The organism is Micromonospora sp. WMMD712, assembly GCF_029581295.1.
Classification (GTDB): Bacteria; Actinomycetota; Actinomycetes; order Mycobacteriales; family Micromonosporaceae; genus Micromonospora; species Micromonospora carbonacea.
Genome location: NZ_CP120743.1, coordinates 3,646,558 through 3,663,553 on the forward strand (window position 1 = coordinate 3,646,558; position 16,996 = coordinate 3,663,553).

Annotated in this window: 17 protein-coding genes; 6 read left to right on the forward strand and 11 right to left on the reverse strand. The window is 74.0% G+C overall.

Annotated features, from left to right (window positions below):
- Positions 1–53: 53 nt before the first annotated feature.
- The 5 genes from O7633_RS15580 to O7633_RS15600 all read right to left on the reverse strand — a co-directional run bounded on the left by O7633_RS15580 (position 54) and on the right by O7633_RS15600 (position 5,188).
- Positions 54–1,367, reverse strand: coding sequence for a hypothetical protein (locus O7633_RS15580; RefSeq protein WP_282328290.1), 1,314 nt, complete (start codon positions 1,365–1,367; stop codon positions 54–56).
- 154 nt (positions 1,368–1,521) lie between these two features.
- Positions 1,522–2,094 (reverse strand): TetR/AcrR family transcriptional regulator, encoded by a 573-nt coding sequence (locus O7633_RS15585; protein ID WP_282328291.1) that lies wholly within the window; start codon positions 2,092–2,094, stop codon positions 1,522–1,524.
- The gene (locus O7633_RS15590) at positions 2,087–2,887 is read right to left on the reverse strand and encodes an alpha/beta hydrolase (protein ID WP_282328292.1); all 801 of its coding nucleotides are present in this window, start codon (positions 2,885–2,887) and stop codon (positions 2,087–2,089) included. Before O7633_RS15590 ends, O7633_RS15585 begins: the two co-directional genes overlap by 8 nt.
- A gap of 261 nt (positions 2,888–3,148) precedes the next feature.
- Positions 3,149–4,069, reverse strand: a complete 921-nt coding sequence (locus O7633_RS15595) for a proline dehydrogenase family protein (RefSeq protein WP_282328293.1) — start codon at positions 4,067–4,069, stop codon at positions 3,149–3,151.
- A gap of 75 nt (positions 4,070–4,144) precedes the next feature.
- On the reverse strand, positions 4,145–5,188 hold the full coding sequence (locus O7633_RS15600) for an IS630 family transposase (RefSeq protein ID WP_282323418.1): 1,044 nt from the start codon (positions 5,186–5,188) through the stop codon (positions 4,145–4,147).
- Positions 5,189–5,432: 244 nt separating this feature from the next.
- On the opposite strand from O7633_RS15600, the gene O7633_RS15605 reads away from it, so the two are divergent.
- Genes O7633_RS15605 through O7633_RS15615 form a run of 3 tightly spaced genes read left to right on the forward strand, consistent with a single transcriptional unit; the run spans position 5,433 to position 7,479 of the window.
- Entirely contained in the window at positions 5,433–5,723 is a 291-nt protein-coding gene (locus tag O7633_RS15605; protein WP_282328294.1) for a hypothetical protein, read from the forward strand.
- Position 5,724: 1 nt separating this feature from the next.
- Positions 5,725–6,891: a glutathionylspermidine synthase family protein gene (locus tag O7633_RS15610; protein WP_282328295.1), complete on the forward strand. Its 1,167-nt coding sequence runs from the start codon at positions 5,725–5,727 to the stop codon at positions 6,889–6,891.
- An 18-nt stretch (positions 6,892–6,909) separates the two neighbouring features.
- Positions 6,910–7,479 carry a CGNR zinc finger domain-containing protein gene (locus tag O7633_RS15615; protein ID WP_278129534.1) on the forward strand — a complete coding sequence of 190 codons (570 nt, stop codon included), beginning with the start codon at positions 6,910–6,912 and terminating at the stop codon, positions 7,477–7,479.
- A gap of 79 nt (positions 7,480–7,558) precedes the next feature.
- Here the strand turns inward: O7633_RS15615 and O7633_RS15620 are convergent, their stop codons facing one another.
- Together O7633_RS15620 and O7633_RS15625 are read right to left on the reverse strand one after the other, a co-directional pair.
- Positions 7,559–8,365 carry a sugar phosphate isomerase/epimerase gene (locus O7633_RS15620; protein ID WP_278129536.1) on the reverse strand — a complete coding sequence of 269 codons (807 nt, stop codon included), beginning with the start codon at positions 8,363–8,365 and terminating at the stop codon, positions 7,559–7,561.
- 86 nt (positions 8,366–8,451) lie between these two features.
- Positions 8,452–9,417: a Ppx/GppA phosphatase family protein gene (locus tag O7633_RS15625; protein WP_282328296.1), complete on the reverse strand. Its 966-nt coding sequence runs from the start codon at positions 9,415–9,417 to the stop codon at positions 8,452–8,454.
- Between the two features lie 74 nt (positions 9,418–9,491).
- On the opposite strand from O7633_RS15625, the gene O7633_RS15630 reads away from it, so the two are divergent.
- The gene (locus O7633_RS15630) at positions 9,492–10,298 is read left to right on the forward strand and encodes a hypothetical protein (RefSeq protein ID WP_282328297.1); all 807 of its coding nucleotides are present in this window, start codon (positions 9,492–9,494) and stop codon (positions 10,296–10,298) included.
- Between the two features lie 107 nt (positions 10,299–10,405).
- Here the strand turns inward: O7633_RS15630 and O7633_RS15635 are convergent, their stop codons facing one another.
- A complete protein-coding gene (locus O7633_RS15635; RefSeq protein WP_043965295.1) occupies positions 10,406–11,089 on the reverse strand; it encodes a response regulator transcription factor in 684 nt (227 codons plus the stop codon).
- Complete coding sequence (locus tag O7633_RS15640; protein ID WP_282328298.1) at positions 11,086–12,414, reverse strand: ATP-binding protein; 1,329 nt, start codon at positions 12,412–12,414, stop codon at positions 11,086–11,088. Before O7633_RS15640 ends, O7633_RS15635 begins: the two co-directional genes overlap by 4 nt.
- 212 nt (positions 12,415–12,626) lie before the next feature.
- Between O7633_RS15640 and phoU the strand changes: the two genes are divergently transcribed.
- Positions 12,627–13,280, forward strand: coding sequence for a phosphate signaling complex protein PhoU (gene phoU / locus O7633_RS15645; RefSeq protein ID WP_278129564.1), 654 nt, complete (start codon positions 12,627–12,629; stop codon positions 13,278–13,280).
- Between the two features lie 68 nt (positions 13,281–13,348).
- Here phoU and O7633_RS15650 read toward each other — a convergent pair whose 3' ends face one another.
- Positions 13,349–14,116, reverse strand: coding sequence for a phosphoglyceromutase (locus tag O7633_RS15650; RefSeq protein ID WP_282328299.1), 768 nt, complete (start codon positions 14,114–14,116; stop codon positions 13,349–13,351).
- 151 nt (positions 14,117–14,267) lie between these two features.
- On the opposite strand from O7633_RS15650, the gene O7633_RS15655 reads away from it, so the two are divergent.
- The gene (locus tag O7633_RS15655) at positions 14,268–15,545 is read left to right on the forward strand and encodes an MFS transporter (RefSeq protein ID WP_282328300.1); all 1,278 of its coding nucleotides are present in this window, start codon (positions 14,268–14,270) and stop codon (positions 15,543–15,545) included.
- A 407-nt stretch (positions 15,546–15,952) separates the two neighbouring features.
- Here O7633_RS15655 and O7633_RS15660 read toward each other — a convergent pair whose 3' ends face one another.
- The gene (locus tag O7633_RS15660) at positions 15,953–16,882 is read right to left on the reverse strand and encodes a hypothetical protein (protein WP_282328571.1); all 930 of its coding nucleotides are present in this window, start codon (positions 16,880–16,882) and stop codon (positions 15,953–15,955) included.
- Positions 16,883–16,996: the final 114 nt, after the last annotated feature.

A 16,996-nucleotide genomic window follows, 5' to 3' on the forward strand; every position in this document is an offset into this window, starting at 1 on the left:
TGGTGTCGCGTCCGCTCACGCCGTGGGCGGGCGCGACACCACCGCGGTTCCGTTCAGCCGACCGCCGTCCGGGTGTACGCGACACACTCGTCGTGCAGGCCCGCCCACGGCTCGCCGAACGCCTCCCCCGACGCCTCCTCCGCGGTCCGCCGGTCGTGCACCACCGCCTTGAAGAAGGCGAGCACCCGCTGCTCGCCGAACCGGTCGGCGAGGTGCCGTACGGCCAGGTAGCCGACGCCGTAGCTGCCGCCGACGCGCCGGGCGGGGGCGTCCTCGGCCGGGGTGAGGTCGTCGAGCCGGCCGGTCCAGCCGCCGCCCGGCGCCAGCAGTTCGCGCACCTCGGCGAGCCCCTCGTACCGGCCGACGGGTGCTCCGCCGACGCCCGCGTACTCGGCGAGCCCTTCCACCAGCCACCAGGTCTCCCGGCCCGGGTATCCGCGCTCGGGCAGGGAGGCGGCGTGCGTCAGCTCGTGCCGGAGCAGGTCGTCGGCGCCGGTGGCGGTGAGCCCGTCGGCGTTGAGGACCACCTCGTGGTGGCCGCCGCCGACGGTGACGGCGTACCCGCCGGTCCACGCCGGGCGGCCACCGCCGTACCAGCTCAGCCACTCCGCCCTGCCGGCGTAGAAGATCCGGTACCGGTCGGGCGGTGGGCCGGCGACCGTGTACGCGTCGGCGGTCCGCGCCGCGGCCTCGGCCTGGCGGAGCAGGCCGGGGAGCTTCCCGCGCAGCGCCGGGGTGGTGGCCACGACCGTGCGCGGGCCCACCGCCACGACCAGGTCGCTCACCTCCCACGGCCGGGTGCCGGTCTCGGCGGACCGGGACTCCTCCATGGCGACCAGTCGGACCTGTCCGCCGCTGTCCCGCCACCGGGTGCCGACAAGCACGGGGCTGGGCCGGCAGCCGGGCACCACGAAGCAGTACTGGAAGCGGACCACGATCCGCCATTCGCCGGGCCGCCCGGCCACGGTGGTCGGCAGCCCGGTCTGTTCGGGCCGCCACACGGTGACCCGCAGGGCCCGCAGGGCGGCGTACCGGCGGGTCAGGGCGGGGTGGGCGGCGGGCTCGGCGACGGCGAGGAAGCCGGCCCGGTCGCCGTTGAGCAGGGCGGCTGCCTGCCGGTCGAGCTGGTCGGAGATCCGCTCGCCGAGCTGCCGGGCGGCCTCGACCGCCGGGTCGGCGGGCACGGTGGGCCCGAGGCGGCCGATCGTCGGCCGGTCCGCGGCCTCGTGCAGCACGCCGGCCAGCAGCACGGTCGGCAGGCCGCAGGTGAGCAGCACCAGCACCACGCCGAGTGCGGCCCACAGCGGCCAGGGCCGACGCCGTCGTGGTTGGTCCCACCGGTGCATGCCGTCCAAGCCGTCGGTCACCCGGCGAAGGGTACGACCTCCGGGGCGGATCGGGCGAACGCGCCACGGGCCGCCCGGCCGCCGCCGGGCGGGCCGACCGGGGGCAGGTGCCCGGGGCGGGCGCTCAGTCCCGCAGTGCGGTGAGCGCCAGCAGGGCCCGGTCGAGGTGCACGGGTCAGCCCTCCCGGGGCCAGGAGCGGAACGCCACGTCCAGCCCGGCCACGAGCCGGTCGTACGAGCGGTCGACGTCGCGGGGCAGCCCGAAGCCGCCGGTGGCCTCCAGAGCGAGGAAGCCGTGCAGGGCGCTGCGGAGCACCCGGGTGGCGTCGACGGCGTCGTCGCCGTCGAGGCCGTACCCCCGCAGGATGGCGTAGATCGCGCCGACGGCCCGACCGGCGGCGGCGACGTGGTCGGGGTCGCCGGCGTCGGGCGCGCGTTGCGCGGCGACGTAGCGCCCGGGGTGCCGGCGGGCGTAGTCGCGGTAGGCGGCGGCGACGGCGCGTAGCGCGTCTTCGCCCGCGCGGCCGGCGGCGGCTGCGGTGAGCGCGTCGGCCAGCTCGGCGGTGGCCAGCGCGGCCAACTTCTGGCCCAGCTCGTCGGCGCCCCTGACGTGCTTGTAGAGGCTGGGCAGGGCGACGCCGAGCCGACCGGCCAGGGCGGCGAGGGTGAGCCGGTCGAGGCCGACCTCGTCGGCGAGCCGGGCCGCCTGGCGCACCACGACCTGCTGGTTGAGCCCGGCCCTAGGCACGGGCGGTGACCGCCAGGAAGGCGACGAGCTGGGCGGCGGTCTCGGCCGGCCGGTCGGCGTGCGGGTAGTGGCCCGAGTCGTCGATCATGCGGGCCTCGGCGGTGGCGAAGAGCCGCCGGGCGGCGCGGGCCTCGGCGCCGGGGTCGGGGAAGTCGGGGTCCTTGGCGCCCATCAGCACGAGGACCGGCTGGCGCACCTCGGGGGCGCGGGTGGTCCAGTGCGGCCCGGCCGGGGCCGCCACCCCGCGCATCGCCGCCATCCGGCCGGGTTCGCGCAGGTTGGCCACCATCGCCCTGCGGTACGCGGCGTAGTCCGCCGGCCGGCCGCCGGGGAAGAGGCTGCGGTGGAACATACCGAACAGCCGAGGGCTGCGCAGCACCGCCGCCACGGCCAGCCGCAGGGCCGGGTTCAGCTTCCGCTCGGCGACGAACGCGCCCACCTGGACGATCGCGCCGACGAGGTCGGGGGCGTCGGCGGCGGCGAAGACCACGGCGGCGGCGCTGGAGGAGTTGCCGACCAGCGTGGCGGGGCCGCCGCCGAGGGCGCGGACGACGGCGAGCAGGTCGCCGCCGACCTCGGCCGGGGCGTACGTCGGCCAGCCGGCGCTGGACCGGCCGTGCCCGCGTACGTCGACCGACGCCACCCGGTAGCCGGCGTCGACCAGCAGCGGAACCAGGTGGCGGTAGGCCGCCCGGTTCTCCCCCATGCCGTGCGCGAGGACCACCAGGGGGCCCTGCCCGTGCACCTCGTAGGCGATCCGCCCACCGTCCCGCTCGACGTAGCTAGTTGTCATAGCCAAAAAGTTAACATGATTAGCCAACCACCGGCAAGCTCGACCCGAAGCCCACGTGGGATCGCCGGATCCCCGGCACGGAACCGTCGAAACGCCCCGCCGGCCGCAGCACCCGACAACAACGGGCCGGCGGGACGAGGGTCTCCGCCGGCCCGTACGGGACCGCTGGGGGGGGTGACGTTCGCCGGCCCGGACGGCTACCCGCTGGTGCTCAGCATCCGGGCCCGGTCGAACGGGCGCGCCGCCTGCGCGCCGCGCCCGTCACTTCTTCGACATCAGGGCCCGGCCGAAGAAGGCCAGGTTCGCGGGGCGCTCGGCGAGGCGGCGCATGAGGTAGCCGTACCAGTCGGTGCCGTACGGCAGGTAGGTGCGCACGGTGTAGCCGTCGCCGACGAGCCGGGCCTGCTCCTCCGGCCGGATGCCGTAGAGCATCTGGAACTCGAACCGGTCCGGCCCCCGGTCGAACCAGCGCGCCCGGTCCTCGCCGATGGCGATCAGGCGCGGGTCGTGGGTGGCCAGCATCGGGAACCCGTCGCCGGACATCAGGATGTTGAGGCACCGCACGTACGACTTGTCCACCTCGCGGGCCGCCTGGTAAGCCACCGACTCCGGCTCCCGGTACGCGCCCTTGCACAGCCGCACCCGGGAACCGGCGTACGCCAGCTCGCGGCAGTCCGACTCGGTCCGCCGCAGGTACGCCTGGAGCACCGCCCCCGTCGCCGGGAAGTCCTTGCGGAGCCGGGCCAGCGTGTCCAGCGTCGAGTCGGTGGTGGTGTGGTCCTCCATGTCCAGGGTGACCGTGGTGCCCGCCGCGTCCGCCGCGGCGCAGATCGCCCGCGCGTTGTCGTAGGCGAGCCGCTCGTCGAAGCGCTGGCCGAGCGCGGAGAGCTTGACGCTGACCTCGGCGGCCGGGGTGAGCCCGGCGTCGGACAGCAGCTTCAGCAGCTTCAGGTATTCGTCCCGGGTGGCGGTGGCCTGTTCTGCGGTGACGGTGTCCTCGCCGAGGTTGTCGAGGGTGACCGCGAGGCCCTCGGCGACGAGTTCGCGGGTCGCGCGCAACGCGTCGTCGGTGCCGGCGCCGGCGACGAACCGGCGGACGACGTCCCGGGTGAACGGGGCCGTCGCGACGAGCCGCTCGACCTGGGATGACCGGGAGGCGGCAAGAATGACGGAACGGAGCATGAGCTGAGCGTAACGCCAGGGGGCACCACCCCGCCCGGCGGCGGCCCCCGCCGGGACTGAAGGAAGGGCCCCCTATTAAGCGCCTGGCCAGAAGTTCTGTCGGTAATTGTGGGGTAGCCATGGGCTGGTCCAGGGTGCGGCGGTGGTGAGGTTCTGGTCGGGTGTGCGGTGGTGGAAGAAGGTGTGGGCTTGTCGGAGTCGGTCGTTGAGGGTGGTGACGGCGGTGTTGGCGATGTGGTGTTTCAGGGCGGCCCAGATGCGTTCGACGGGGTTGTCCTGGGGGCTGTAGCGGGCGCCGGTGATCAGGTGGAGGCGGGGATGCTGGTCGAGCCATGTTCGGGTGTGGCGGCTGGTGTGGGTGGTGTCGTTGTCGCAGAGGACGACGACGGCGGGGGCGTGGGGGTAGGTGTCGAGGAGGTGTTGCAGGAAGTGGCAGAACACCTCGGAGACGGCTTTGACGCTGGGGTGGTGGTGGAAGGTGCCGGTGGTGAGGTTGACCGCGCCGTAGATGCTGCGGCGTTGGTTGCGTCCGGGGGTGAGGATGCGGTGGCGTAGGCCGTGGGGCTGCCAGCAGGCGCGGACCTTGGCCAGGAGTTCGAGGTAGGTTTCGTCCTCGGCCAGGAGGACCGTGCCGGCGGGCAGGGTCCGCAGGTGGGCGCGGATGCGGGTGCAGATGGTGTCGTGGTCGGGGTCGGTCCGGGCGATCAGGCGGGGCCGGCGCCATCGGGCCTGTTCGCGGATGCGCCGGTAGGTGGTGTGCAGGCTGATCGCGGGGCGTCCCAGAGCCCGCCAGATGCGGATGGTGGTCCACGCTTTCGGGGTGGCCAGGAGGGCGCGGATGCGTTCGCCCAGGCGTGCGCTGCCGTGGCGGGGGCGACCCGATCGGGGCCGGTCGGGCAGGCCGGGCAGGCCCTCGGCGTGGTGTCGCCGGATCCATCGGCGCACAGTGACCGGATCGTCGTAGTGCAGGAGTTCGGCGATCTCGGCCGGGGACATGCCGTCGGCGGAGAGCAGGATCACCACCGCCCGCAGGGCAACGCGCCACTGGTGGTGCAGCACGGTGAGTAGGTCCTGGTACTCGGCGTCAGTCGGGTTGGCGTAGGTCTGTGGCGGTCGCATACTGATCGTGGCCTCGCTGGTGTTTGCACGTTGTCTGCAAACTCCATGCAAACCCAGCGAGGTCCACACCGCACGACGAGCCTCAACCCACCGGCTTACCGACAGGACTTACGGCAACCTGCTTTAACCGGGGCGGTTGAGAAGGGAACCCTTCTCTACCGAATGCGTTAACAAGGGGCCCTTCCTTGCCCGGCGGCGCAGCCCCCGGGCGGGTGACGTGGCGCGGATCAGCTACAACGATCCCGTGGAACAACGCCCCCGACGCCGGCTCCGGTCGGCCACCGTGCAGATCGGCGCGCTGACCGCCCTCGCGCTCACCGTGTCCGGCTGCAACATGTCCTCCGGCGACGACGATGACGACGACTGCGCCCTCGGTCCGGTCGGCGGCGGGACGACCGTTGCGCTGGCGATGCACGTGCCGGCCACCGGCACCGCCGTCACCGACGCCGGGCGCGGCGACTCCCGGGCGGGCGCCGCCGCGGCGGTGCCGGAGCGCGGCGGCTTCGGCACCCACCTCGCCTCCTGCGGCGGCTGACGTGCGGCGCGAGGCGGCCACCCCGCGCGCCGACTGGGACGCCACGGTGCGCTCGCAGGGCCTCGTCTACGTCGACACGGAGCTGCCCGACGGCGGGATCGTGTCGTACTGGGACGAGACCGCCGCGTACGTCTTCGGCCTGGAGGAGGTGCTCCGGCTGGAGGAGGCGACCGCCGAGCTGCACCGGATGTGCGTCGCCGCCGCCGAGCACGTGGTGGCCCGGGGCCGGTACGCCGAGTTCGGCATCCCCGGGTGGGCGGCCGAGGCGGTGGCCCGTTCCCTGCGCGAGGGACCGCCGAGCCTCTACGGCCGCTTCGACCTCTGCTACGACGGGAGCTGGCCGCCGAAGCTGCTGGAGTACAACGCGGACACCCCCACCTCGCTGGTCGAGGCGAGCATCGTGCAGTGGTTCTGGCTGGAGGACACGCGCCCGACGGCGGACCAGTGGAACAGCCTGCACGAGCGCCTCGTCGCGGCATGGGCGCGCATCGGCGCGGGCCTGCACGACGACCGGGTGCACGTGGTGTGGTCGAACGAGGAGGAGTCGGGCGAGGACCAGATCACGGCCGGCTACCTCGCCGAGACCGCCCGGCAGGCGGGGCTGAAGGCGGAGCTGCTGCCGATCCAGGACATCGGCTGGGACGGCCGGCGCTTCGTCGACGCCGTCGACGCCCCGGTCACCACCTGCTTCAAGCTCTACCCCTGGGAGTGGATGCTCGCCGAGCCCTACGGGCCGCTGGCGCTGGAGCCGGGCACGCCGACCACCTGGATCGAGCCGGCCTGGAAGCTGCTGCTGTCCAACAAGGCGCTGCTCGCCGTGCTGTGGGAGCTGTATCCCGGGCACGAGTACCTCCTCCCCGCGTACCTCGACTCGCCGCGGTCGATGACCGAGTACGTGGCGAAGCCGCTGCTCGGCCGCGAGGGCGGGTCGGTGCGGATCGTCACGGCCGCCGGTGAGGTCAGCAATCCCAGCGACTACGGCGACGAGGGCTTCTGCTACCAGGAGTTCCGGGCGCTGCCGAGCTTCGACGGCAACCACGTGGTGCTGGGCAGTTGGATCGTCGACGGCCAGCCGGCGGGCGCGGGCCTGCGGGAGAGCGCCAGTCTGATCACCGACAACTACGCCCGGTTCCTGCCGCACTACATCGACACGCCGCGCCTGACGTGAGTCGTCTACCGTTGGGGTGTGAACTTCGACGCGTACGCCCGGACCGGGGTTGACCTCGTCAACGCCCGGCTGGACGACCTCGACGACCTGCGGGCCCTCTTCCCCGACGAGAACGCGTGGATGCGCGACGAGGTCGCGGACCGGGACCTGGCGATCTTCCGGCGGGCACAGAAGCGGCTGCGGGACGTCTTCGACTACGGCACCTCGGGGCGCGACATCGAGGCGGTCGCCGAGTTGAACGCGCTGCTGGAGGCATACCCGGTGCAGCCGCGCATCTCCGGTCACGACTCCAGCGACTGGCACATGCACGTCACCAGCCGGGGCGCGTCGGTGAGCGCGGAATACCTGGCCGGCGCGGTGTGGGGCCTGTCGGTGTGGCTCTGCCAGTACGGCAGCGCCCGGTTCGGGGTCTGCGCCGACGAGCGCTGCGGCAACGTCTACCTGGACACCTCGTCGAACTGCTGCCGGCGGTTCTGCTCGGAGCGCTGCGCCACCCGCTCGCACGTGGCCGCGCACCGGGCCCGCAAGCGGGCGGCGATCGGCGAGCAGCAGGCCGCCCCGGCCGACGCGCTGACCCCGGCGCGCTGATCGGGCCGGGCCGACCTGCGCGTCGGCCGGCGGCCGGGCCGGGCCGACCCGGGCGTCGGCCGGCTGCCGGGTGCGCGGCTCAGGCGTCGACGGGGGACGGCGCGGTCAGGTTGGCGCGGGCGAACTCCAGGGACTCGCGCAGGTCGGCCTCGCGGACGGCGCGGCTCTTCGCGCCCCGCGTGGTGACCTCGACGGCCACCGAGCCGGTGAAGCCGCGCCCGGCCAGGGACCGCAGCAGCTCGCCGCAGGGCTGGCCGCCGCGCCCCGGCACCAGGTGCTCGTCGCGCCCCTCGCCGGTGCCGTCGCCGAGGTGCACGTGGGCCAGGGCCGGGCCCATCCGGTCGGCCATGGCCAGGGCGTCGGTGTGCGAGGCCGCGCAGTGCGACAGGTCGAGGGTGTACGACGGGTAGCCGGTCTCGGTCGGGTCCCACCCGGGGGCGTACGGGACGAACTGCCGGCCGGCCATCCGCACCGGGTACATGTTCTCCACCGCGAAGGTCAGCCCGGTGAACCGCCCGGCGACCTCGTCCAGCCCGGCGGCGAAGGTGCGGGCGTAGTCGCGCTGCCAGGTGAACGGCGGGTGCACCACGACGGTGGGCGCCTCCAGGGTGTCGGCCAGCTCGGCGGCGCGGCGCAGCCGCTCCCACGGGTCGGGGCTCCACACCCGCTGGGTGACCAGCAGGCAGGGGGCGTGGACGGAGAGCACCGGCACGCCGTAGTGGTCGGCGAGGCCGCGCAGCGCGCCGGCGTCCTGGCTGACGGCGTCGGTCCAGACCATCACCTCGATGCCGTCGTACCCGAGTGCCGCGGCCAGCTGGAACGCCGCCGCGGTCCGCTCAGGGAACACCGAGGACGTGGACAGGAGCACCGGGACGCGGGAAGTCACAGCTGCCAGCGTAGCCCGGTCCACGTTGCGGCATCGTGACGAGTAATCGCAGACCGCCCGTAGCGCCGCATCGGGCCGCCGGGGCGTTACGGCTGGTCACCGCGGGTTGCGCTCTCGGTGAACCGGTCGAGCTGGCGCAGGATGACCCCCTCCCGCAGCGCCCACGGGCAGATGTCCAACGCGGGCACGTCGAGCCGGCGCATCACCGCCTCGGCCACCACCGCGCCGGCCAGCAGCTGGTGCGCCCGGCCGACGCTCACCCCCTCCAGCTCGCTCAGGTGGCGCGGCGGGATGTGCCGGACGAAGCCGAGGACCTGCCGCAGCCCCTGCCGGGTCAGGCTGCGCCGGGCCCACAGCCCGGCACCGGAGGGGGCCGCTCCGGCCAGCCGGGCCAGGGTGCGGAACGTCTTCGAGGTGGCCACGGCGCGTTCCCAGCCCACCTCGGCCATCTTCTCCACCACCGGGTCGAGCAGCCCGTCGACGTACTCCCGCAGGTCCGCCACGGCCCCGGCCGGCGGCGGCTCCGCGCCGTCGGGGTCGATGCGCAGCCGGTCCCGGGTGAGCCGGCCCGCGCCGAGCGGCAGGGAGACGGCGACGGCCGGGTCCTCGTCGATGCCGGCGGCGATCTCCAGGGACCCGCCGCCGATGTCCAGGGCGAGCAGCCGGCCCGCCGACCAGCCGAACCACCGCCGGACCGCGAGGAACGTCATCCGCGCCTCGTCCGCGCCGGAGAGCACCTCCAGCCGTACGCCGGTGGCGTCGCGCACCCTCGCCAGCACCTCGGCCGCGTTGGTGGCGTCGCGCACGGCGGAGGTGGCGAAGGCCAGCAGGTCGCCGCTGCCCAGCCGGGTGGCCGAGGCGCGGGCCGCGGCGACCGCCCGGACCAGCCCGTCCGCGCCGGCCTCGGTGAGCGCGCCGTCCGGGCCGATCTGCTCGGCGAGCCGGAGCACCACCTTCTCCGAGTGCGCCGGCCACGGGTGCGCGCCGGGGTGGGCGTCGACCACCAGCAGGTGCACCGTGTTGGAACCGACGTCGAGCACTCCCAGTCGCATGCCGAAGACACTAGGGCCTGCCAGGATCGGTGGCTCGCCGGTGCGAACGGGGCACCGGGCGTACGCTGGTCCGGGTGACGAGCCAGATCGAGATCCAGGTGCTGGTGGACGACCCCGACGACCCGCGCAGCCGCGAGGTGGGGCTGGACTTCCCCCGGGAGTGGATCGAGTTCGTCGACCCGGCCGACGCCACCCACGTGGTCCGCGCCGACCTGACCTGGCTGCTGTCCCGCTGGACGTGCGTGTTCGGCCGGGGCTGCCACGGCATCGTCGCCGGCCGGGCCGCCGACGGCTGCTGCTCGCACGGGGCGTTCTTCACCGACGCCGACGACGAAAAGCGGGTCCGGGCGGCGGTCAAGCGGCTCACCCCGGAGAATTGGCAGCACTTCCGGCGCGGGTTCAAGAACTGGACCGAGAACGACACGGTCGACGGCAAGACGCCGGCCCGGCGCACCGCCACCCGCGCGGTCGACGCCCCGTGCGTGTTCCTCAACGACGCAGACTTCCCCGGCGGGGGCGGCTGCGCGCTGCACGCCCAGGCCCTGCGCGACGGGGTGCACCCGCTGGAATACAAGCCGGACGTCTGCTGGCAGTTGCCGATCCGCCGGGACCAGGAGTGGCACAAGCGGCCCGACGACACGAAGGTGCTGGTCTCCACGCTGGCCGAGTTCGACCGGCGGGGCTGGGGCGCGGGCGGGCACGACCTCGACTGGTGGTGCACCTCGTCGACGGACGCGCACGTCGGTGCCGAGCCGATGTACGTCTCGTACGGCCCGGAGCTGACCGCGCTGGTCGGCGCGGCGGCGTACGCGAAGCTCGCGGAGCTGTGCGCGGCCCGCCTCCGGCAGGGCCAGGTCGCCCCCCACCCGGCCAGCGCGTAAGGAAGGGCCCCCTGTTAACGCTTTCGGTATAGGAAGGGCCCCTTCCTAACCACGCTGGCGATTGCTCAGCGCACCGACCGGGTGCGGTCAGGCGGTGATCGGGCCCGTCACGGCTCGAACTTGTAGCCCAGGCCCCGGACGGTGACGATGAAGCGCGGCGCGGACGGCTCCGGCTCGATCTTCGAGCGCAGCCGCTTGACGTGCACGTCGAGGGTCTTCGTGTCGCCGACGTAGTCGGCGCCCCAGACCCGGTCGATGAGCTGGCCCCGGGTCAGCACCCGGCCGGCGTTGCGCAGCAGCAGCTCCAGCAGCTCGAACTCCTTGAGCGGAAGCTGCACGGTGCCCCCGTCCACGGTGACGACGTGCCGTTCGATGTCCATCCGCACCGGCCCGGCCGCCAGGGTCGGTGCCCCCGACTCGGCCACGTCGGGGGTCTGCCGGCGCAGCACGGCCCGGATCCGGGCCACCAGCTCCCGGGGCGAGTACGGCTTCGTCACGTAGTCGTCGGCCCCGATCTCCAGGCCGACCACCTTGTCGATCTCGCTGTCCCGCGCGGTGACCATGATGATCGGCACGTGCGAGCGCTGGCGGAGCTGCCGGCACACCTCGGTGCCGGACATCTCGGGCAGCATCAGGTCGAGCAGCACGATGTCCGCGCCCGTCCGGTCGAACTCGGTGAGGGCCGACGGGCCGGTGGCCGCGACCGAGACCTCGAAGCCCTCCTTGCGGAGCATGTACGACAGGGCGTCGGAGAACGACTCCTCGTCCTCGACCACCAGAACGCGGCTCAACGGGGTATTCCTTTCATAGCGGTCGGACCTGCCGGAAGCTCGGCCGGGCCGGCCTCGATCCCATCCGGTTGCGGTGTCGGCAGCAGGTCGTCCGGTGGACGGGCGGGCAGCCGGAGGGTGAACGTCGACCCACCACCAAGGGTGCTCGACACCTCGACCCGGCCGCCATGGTTGCTGGCGATGTGTTTGACGATGGCCAGGCCGAGGCCGGTGCCGCCGGTGGCCCGGGAGCGGGCCTGGTCGGCCCGGTAGAACCGTTCGAAGATCCGCTCGACGTCCGTCGGCGCGATCCCGATGCCCTGGTCGGCGACGGAGATCGTGACGTGCTCGCCGTCGGCCCGGGTGGTGACCCGGACGGTGGTGTCCTCGCCGGAGTAGGTGATGCCGTTCTCGACGAGGTTCGCCACGGCGGTGGCGAGCTGGGTGTCGCTGCCGTACACGGTCAGGCCGCGCTCGCCCTCGGTGGCCACCTCGATCCGCCGGGCGGCGGCGGTGGTGCGGGTGCGGTCGATCACCTCGGCGATCACCCAGTCCAGGGCGACCGGCTCGGGGGCGGGCTGCGGCTCCGCGCCCTGGAGCCGGGTCAGCTCCAGCAGCTCCTGCACCAGCCGCCCCAGCCGGGTCGACTCGTGCTGGATGCGTTCGGCGAACCGGCGCGCGGCCACCAGGTCCTCGGAGAGGTCGGGGGCCGCCGCCCCGGCCGGCTCGGTGGCGTCGAGCAGCGCCTCGGCGAGCAGTTGCAGGGCCCCGATCGGCGTCTTCAACTCGTGGCTGACGTTGGCCACGAAGTCCCGGCGGACCCGGGCAAGCCGGTGCGACTCGGTGACGTCGGCCGCCTCCACGGCCACGTGCCCGCCGCCGATGGCCATCGCCCGCAGGTGCACGCCCAGCGGGTCGGGGCCGGAGGCGTCGCGGCCACGCGGCAGGTCCAGCTCGATCTCGCGCCGCACGCCGGTGCGCCGCACCTGACCCGCGAGGGTACGGATCAGGGGGTGCGCGGCGATCGAGCCGGGCGTGGCCCCGGTGCGCAGCAGCCCCATCGCGCGGGCCGCCGGGTTGACCAGCACCGGCACGTCGTCGGGGTCGAGCACCACGACGCCGGCCCGCAGCGAGTCCACCGTGCGGCGGCCCAGGCTGGAGAGGCCGGTCTGCTGCTCGTCGACCATCACGGGCCTCCCCCTGGTCCGGAACAGGCGGGCGGGGCCGCCGCTCCCGGCGGCCGGGCCGCGGCGACGCCACGACCGGACGAGCCGGGGCAGCAGCGACCCGATGGCCAGCCCGGCCACCAGTGTCACGACCGCCGCCGCCGTCACCGCCCACTCCACCCGGCGATCGTAGGGTCATTGTTCATCTGGACATCGCCACAAACGGGATGAAACGCCCTCGCTTCCGGCGATGTTCACCCGTCGGTCCCGCGTCGTTCACCAGCGTTCACCTCCGGTCATCTCCCCCGGCCTACGGTTGTCGCGCACCCTGCCAGACCAGCGCCGACGCCCGTACCAGCGGGGCCGGCGACCACCGACCACAGGACGTGATGATGCGCGACGAGTTCCGGGCCGACCTCCAGATTGTCAGCCAGCTGCTGGTGGACATGGCCGAGGCCATCCGCGCGGCCATGCGCCAGGCCACCCGCGCCCTGCTCACCGCCGACCGCCAGGCCGCCGAGAACGTGATCGAGCGGGACGCCGAGATCGACGAGCTCTACCGGCACGTCGAGGAGCGGGTCTGCGACCTGCTGGCCCGGCAGGCCCCCGTCGCCTCCGACCTGCGGGCCATGATCACCGCCCTGCACGTGGCCGCCGACCTGGAGCGGATGGGCGACCTGGCCGACCACGTGGCGAAGACCGCGCTGCGCCGGCACCCGTCGCCGGCCGTGCCAGCGGAGCTGCGGCCGGTCTTCGTCGACATGGCGTCGATCGCGGACCGGATGGCCGAGAAGATCGGCTCGGTGCTGGCCAAGCCCGACGCCGACCTCGCCGCCGAGCTGGACCGCGACGACGACGCCATGGACGACCTGCACAAGAGCCTCTTCGAGGTGCTGCTCGGCGACGACTGGCCGTACGGGGTGGAGACGGCGATCGACGCCACCCTGCTCGGCCGGTTCTACGAGCGGTTCGCCGACCACGCGGTCAACGCCGGCGAGCACGTCGTCTACCTGATCACCGGGGAGCCCGCCGCCGCGGCCGAGTGAGCGCCCCAGGCGTTAGGAAGGGCCCCTTGTTATCGCTTTCGCGATAACAAGGGGCCCCTCCTTACAGTTCAGCGGCCCTGGTTGGCGACCGCTGCGGCGGCCTCCTTGGCGGCGGCCGGGTCGAGGTACGTCCCGCCGAGGACCTGCGGACGCAGCTGCGGGTCCAGGTCGTAGCGCAGCGGGATGCCGGTCGGGATGTTCAGCTTCGCGATCGCCTCGTCGCTGATCCGGTCGAGGTGCTTGACCAGCGCGCGCAGCGAGTTGCCGTGCGCGGCCACCAGCACCGTCCGGCCCGCCAGGATGTCCGGCACGATCGAGTCGTACCAGTACGGCAGCATCCGCTCGACGACGTCCTTGAGGCACTCGGTGCGCGGCATCAGCTCGCCCGGCAGCAGCGCGTACCGCGGGTCGCCCACCTGCGACCACTCGTCGTCGTCGGCGATCGGCGGCGGCGGGGTGTCGTACGAGCGACGCCAGAGCATGAACTGCTCCTCGCCGTACTCGTCGAGGGTCTGCTTCTTGTTCTTGCCCTGGAGGGCGCCGTAGTGGCGCTCGTTGAGCCGCCACGACCGACGCACCGCGATCCAGTGCCGGTCGGCGGCGTTCAGCGCCAGCTCGGCGGTGCGGATCGCCCGGCGCATCACGCTGGTGTGCACGACGTCCGGCAGCAGGTCGTGCTCGCGCAGCAGCTCACCGCCGCGGCGCGCCTCCGCCTCGCCCTTGGCGGTCAGGTCGACGTCGACCCAGCCGGTGAAGAGGTTCTTCGCGTTCCAGTCGCTCTCGCCGTGCCGCAGCAGGACCAGCGTCCCGACGGTGGGCCCTTCGCTCGCAGTCATGCCGATCATCCTGCCGTACTCCGTCGATGCACACGCGGGGACCTGCGGTGACGACCACCACGTGGAAAAGCCGGTGACCCGCCTTCGGCCCCGGGACTAGGTTGTAAGGCGCTTTTGATACATCGGTCATTACAGAAAGGCGGGGCCGGGCGTGCGGACGGTGCGGGGCTGGGTGCGGGACACCGCGGGCGGGCTGCCGAGGACCTTCTGGTACCTGTGGACGGGCACCCTGATCAACCGCCTGGGCTCGTTCGTCCTGGTCTTCCTGGCCATCTACCTCACCCAGGAACGCGGCTTCGACGAGTTGGCCGCCGGCCTCGTGCTCGGCCTCTGGGGCGTCGGCGGCGCGGTCGGCACGACGCTGGGCGGGACGCTCGCCGACCGGTGGGGCCGGCGGCCGACGCTGCTCACCGCCCACCTCGGCGCAGCGGGCATGATGCTCGTCCTCGGCTTCGCCCAGCAGCTCTGGGCGGTGGCCGGCGGCGCGCTCCTGCTCGGCCTGTTCGCCGAGGCGGCCCGGCCGGCGTTCGGCGCGATGATGATCGACGTGGTGCCGGAGCGGGACCGGCTGCGCGCGTTCTCGCTCAACTACTGGGCGATCAACCTCGGCTTCGCCTGCGCGGCCATCCTCGCCGGCCTGGCCGCCGAGGCCAGCTACCTGCTGCTGTTCGTGATCGACGCGGCGACCACGCTGGCCACCGCCGTGATCATCTTCGTGAAGGTGACCGAGACCCGCACCCCGGCCCGCGCCGTCGTGCTCCCCGCCGGGGCCGCCCGCCCCCGGGGAGCGCTGCGCACCATCCTCGGCGACCGGATCTACCTGGGCTTCGTGGCGCTCAACCTGCTCGGCGCGCTGGTCTTCCTCCAGCACATCTCGATGCTGCCGATCGCCATGGGCGACGACGGCCTGAGCCCCTCCACGTACGGCGTGGTGATCGCGCTCAACGGGGTGCTCATCGTGGCCGGGCAGCTCTTCGTGCCCCGGCTGATCCGTGGGCGCAGCCGCTCGCACGTGCTCGCCCTCGCCGCCGTGGTGATGGGCGTCGGGTTCGGGCTGACCGCGTTCGCCGACGCCGCCTGGTTCTACGCCCTCACCGTGCTCGTCTGGACCCTCGGCGAGATGCTCAACTCGCCGTCGAACTCCACCCTGATCGCGGAGCTCTCCCCCGCCGACCTGCGCGGCCGCTACCAGGGCGTCTTCTCGCTGTCCTGGCAGGTCGCCGGGGCCAGCGCGCCGATCGTCGGCGGCCTGGTCCGGCAGCAGGCCGGCAACGCGGCGCTCTGGCTGGGCTGCGCGGCGGTCGGCGTCGTGGTGGCGGTCGCCCACCTGGCCTCCGGGCCGGCCCGGGAGCGGCGGGCCGCCGCGCTGCGCCGGCCGGCCGGGCCCGCGCCGGCCCAGCGCGGACCGTTGACGTCCGCCGCGCGCTGAGGCCGTCCGGGAGCCGGGGGCACGGGAGCCGGGGCGCTCCCGGGCGACGCAAAGCGCCCACCTCGACCAGTGGTCGTGATGGGCGCCCGCATCGTGCCGGCGGCGGCGGGCGACACTCACCCCCGTAAGCGTCGCCCGCTCGCGCCGCCGGTTCCAACGGGTGGCGCCGTCCCCCAACGGCGGGATCCACCCGTCCCTGCGCCTGCGCTCGTGCGCGGATCTGATCGATCCACCGCTCCCCCGAACGGTTCCGAGCGCGGCGCGTGCAATAAAGCTAGTTTCCCCTGGTTACGGATTCAACCCGGAACGGCTGTCTCGCCGGTCACAGGGTCACCGTCCGGAACGGCCCCTGCCCGCCGGGTCATCGCCGGCACCGCGGACTACCCGTGCGCCGGCACCGCAAACCCTCAGCCGTCCTCACGATCGGGTGACTCCGTGCGGAAGAAGTTGCTCGGCCGCCCGTCCCGCAGCTGCTCCTGGTAGATCAGGTTCAGCCGGCGGCCGTCGAAGGTCCGGAACCACTCGTCCCAGGTGATCTCCCGCATCCGGCTGCTCTCCCGGTACCCGGGCAGGTTGAACGTCAGCACCCCGGCCCGGCCGTTGCGCTCCGTACCCGCGATCGTGGCCGGCCGGGCGTTGCGCTCCCGCGCCCAGCGCCGGATCACGTCGTGGTTGGTGGTGACCAGGCTGCGCCCGGGACGCTCCGGCCGGTCCTGGAGCGAGGTGATCGGCTGCGAGGACCGCGCCGACCGGGACGACGACCGGCCGGTCCGGACCGGCGACCGCCGGGCCGTGCCCTGGCCGGCCCGCGCCGGGGCGGCCTTCCTCGCCGGGGCGGCCTTCCTCGCTGGGGCGGCCTTCCTCGCTGGGGCGGTCCGCCGGGCCGAAGCCGACGCGGTCCGCCGGGCCGAGGCCGAGGCCGAGGCCGCCTTGGCCGCCCGCGTCGGGGTCGCCGTCGCCCGCGCCCGGCCCTGGGCCGTCGTCCGCGTCGGGGACGCCGTCGTCCGCGCCCGGCCCTGGGCCGCCCGCGCCCGCGCCGGGGACGGGGCCGCCTTGGCCCGGCCCGGGGCCGCCTTGGCCCTCGTCGGGGCCGGGGCGGCCTTCGCCCGGGCCGGCGTCGCCCTCGTGCGGGCGCCGGCCGCGGTGCGCGTACCCCCGGTGGTCCTGGTCCTCGTGGCGCTGGCGCGGCCCGCGGGCCCGGTGCTGCGCCGCGCCGCGCCCCGACCCTCGGCCCGCAGGGTACGGGCCAGGGTCTTCACCAGCTCCGGCTTGCGCAGCACGGAGATCCCGGCGACGCCCCGACGGCGCAGCTGGGCGCGGATGTCGTCCACCCGCATCCGGGAGATCTCCGACTCGGAGATCGTCGGGGTGTTCGGGGTCTGGTTGCCCGCCTGCCGCCTCGTCCTGGTCGCAGTCCCGCCGCGACCTGAGCTGTTCCGCTGAGCCATGGG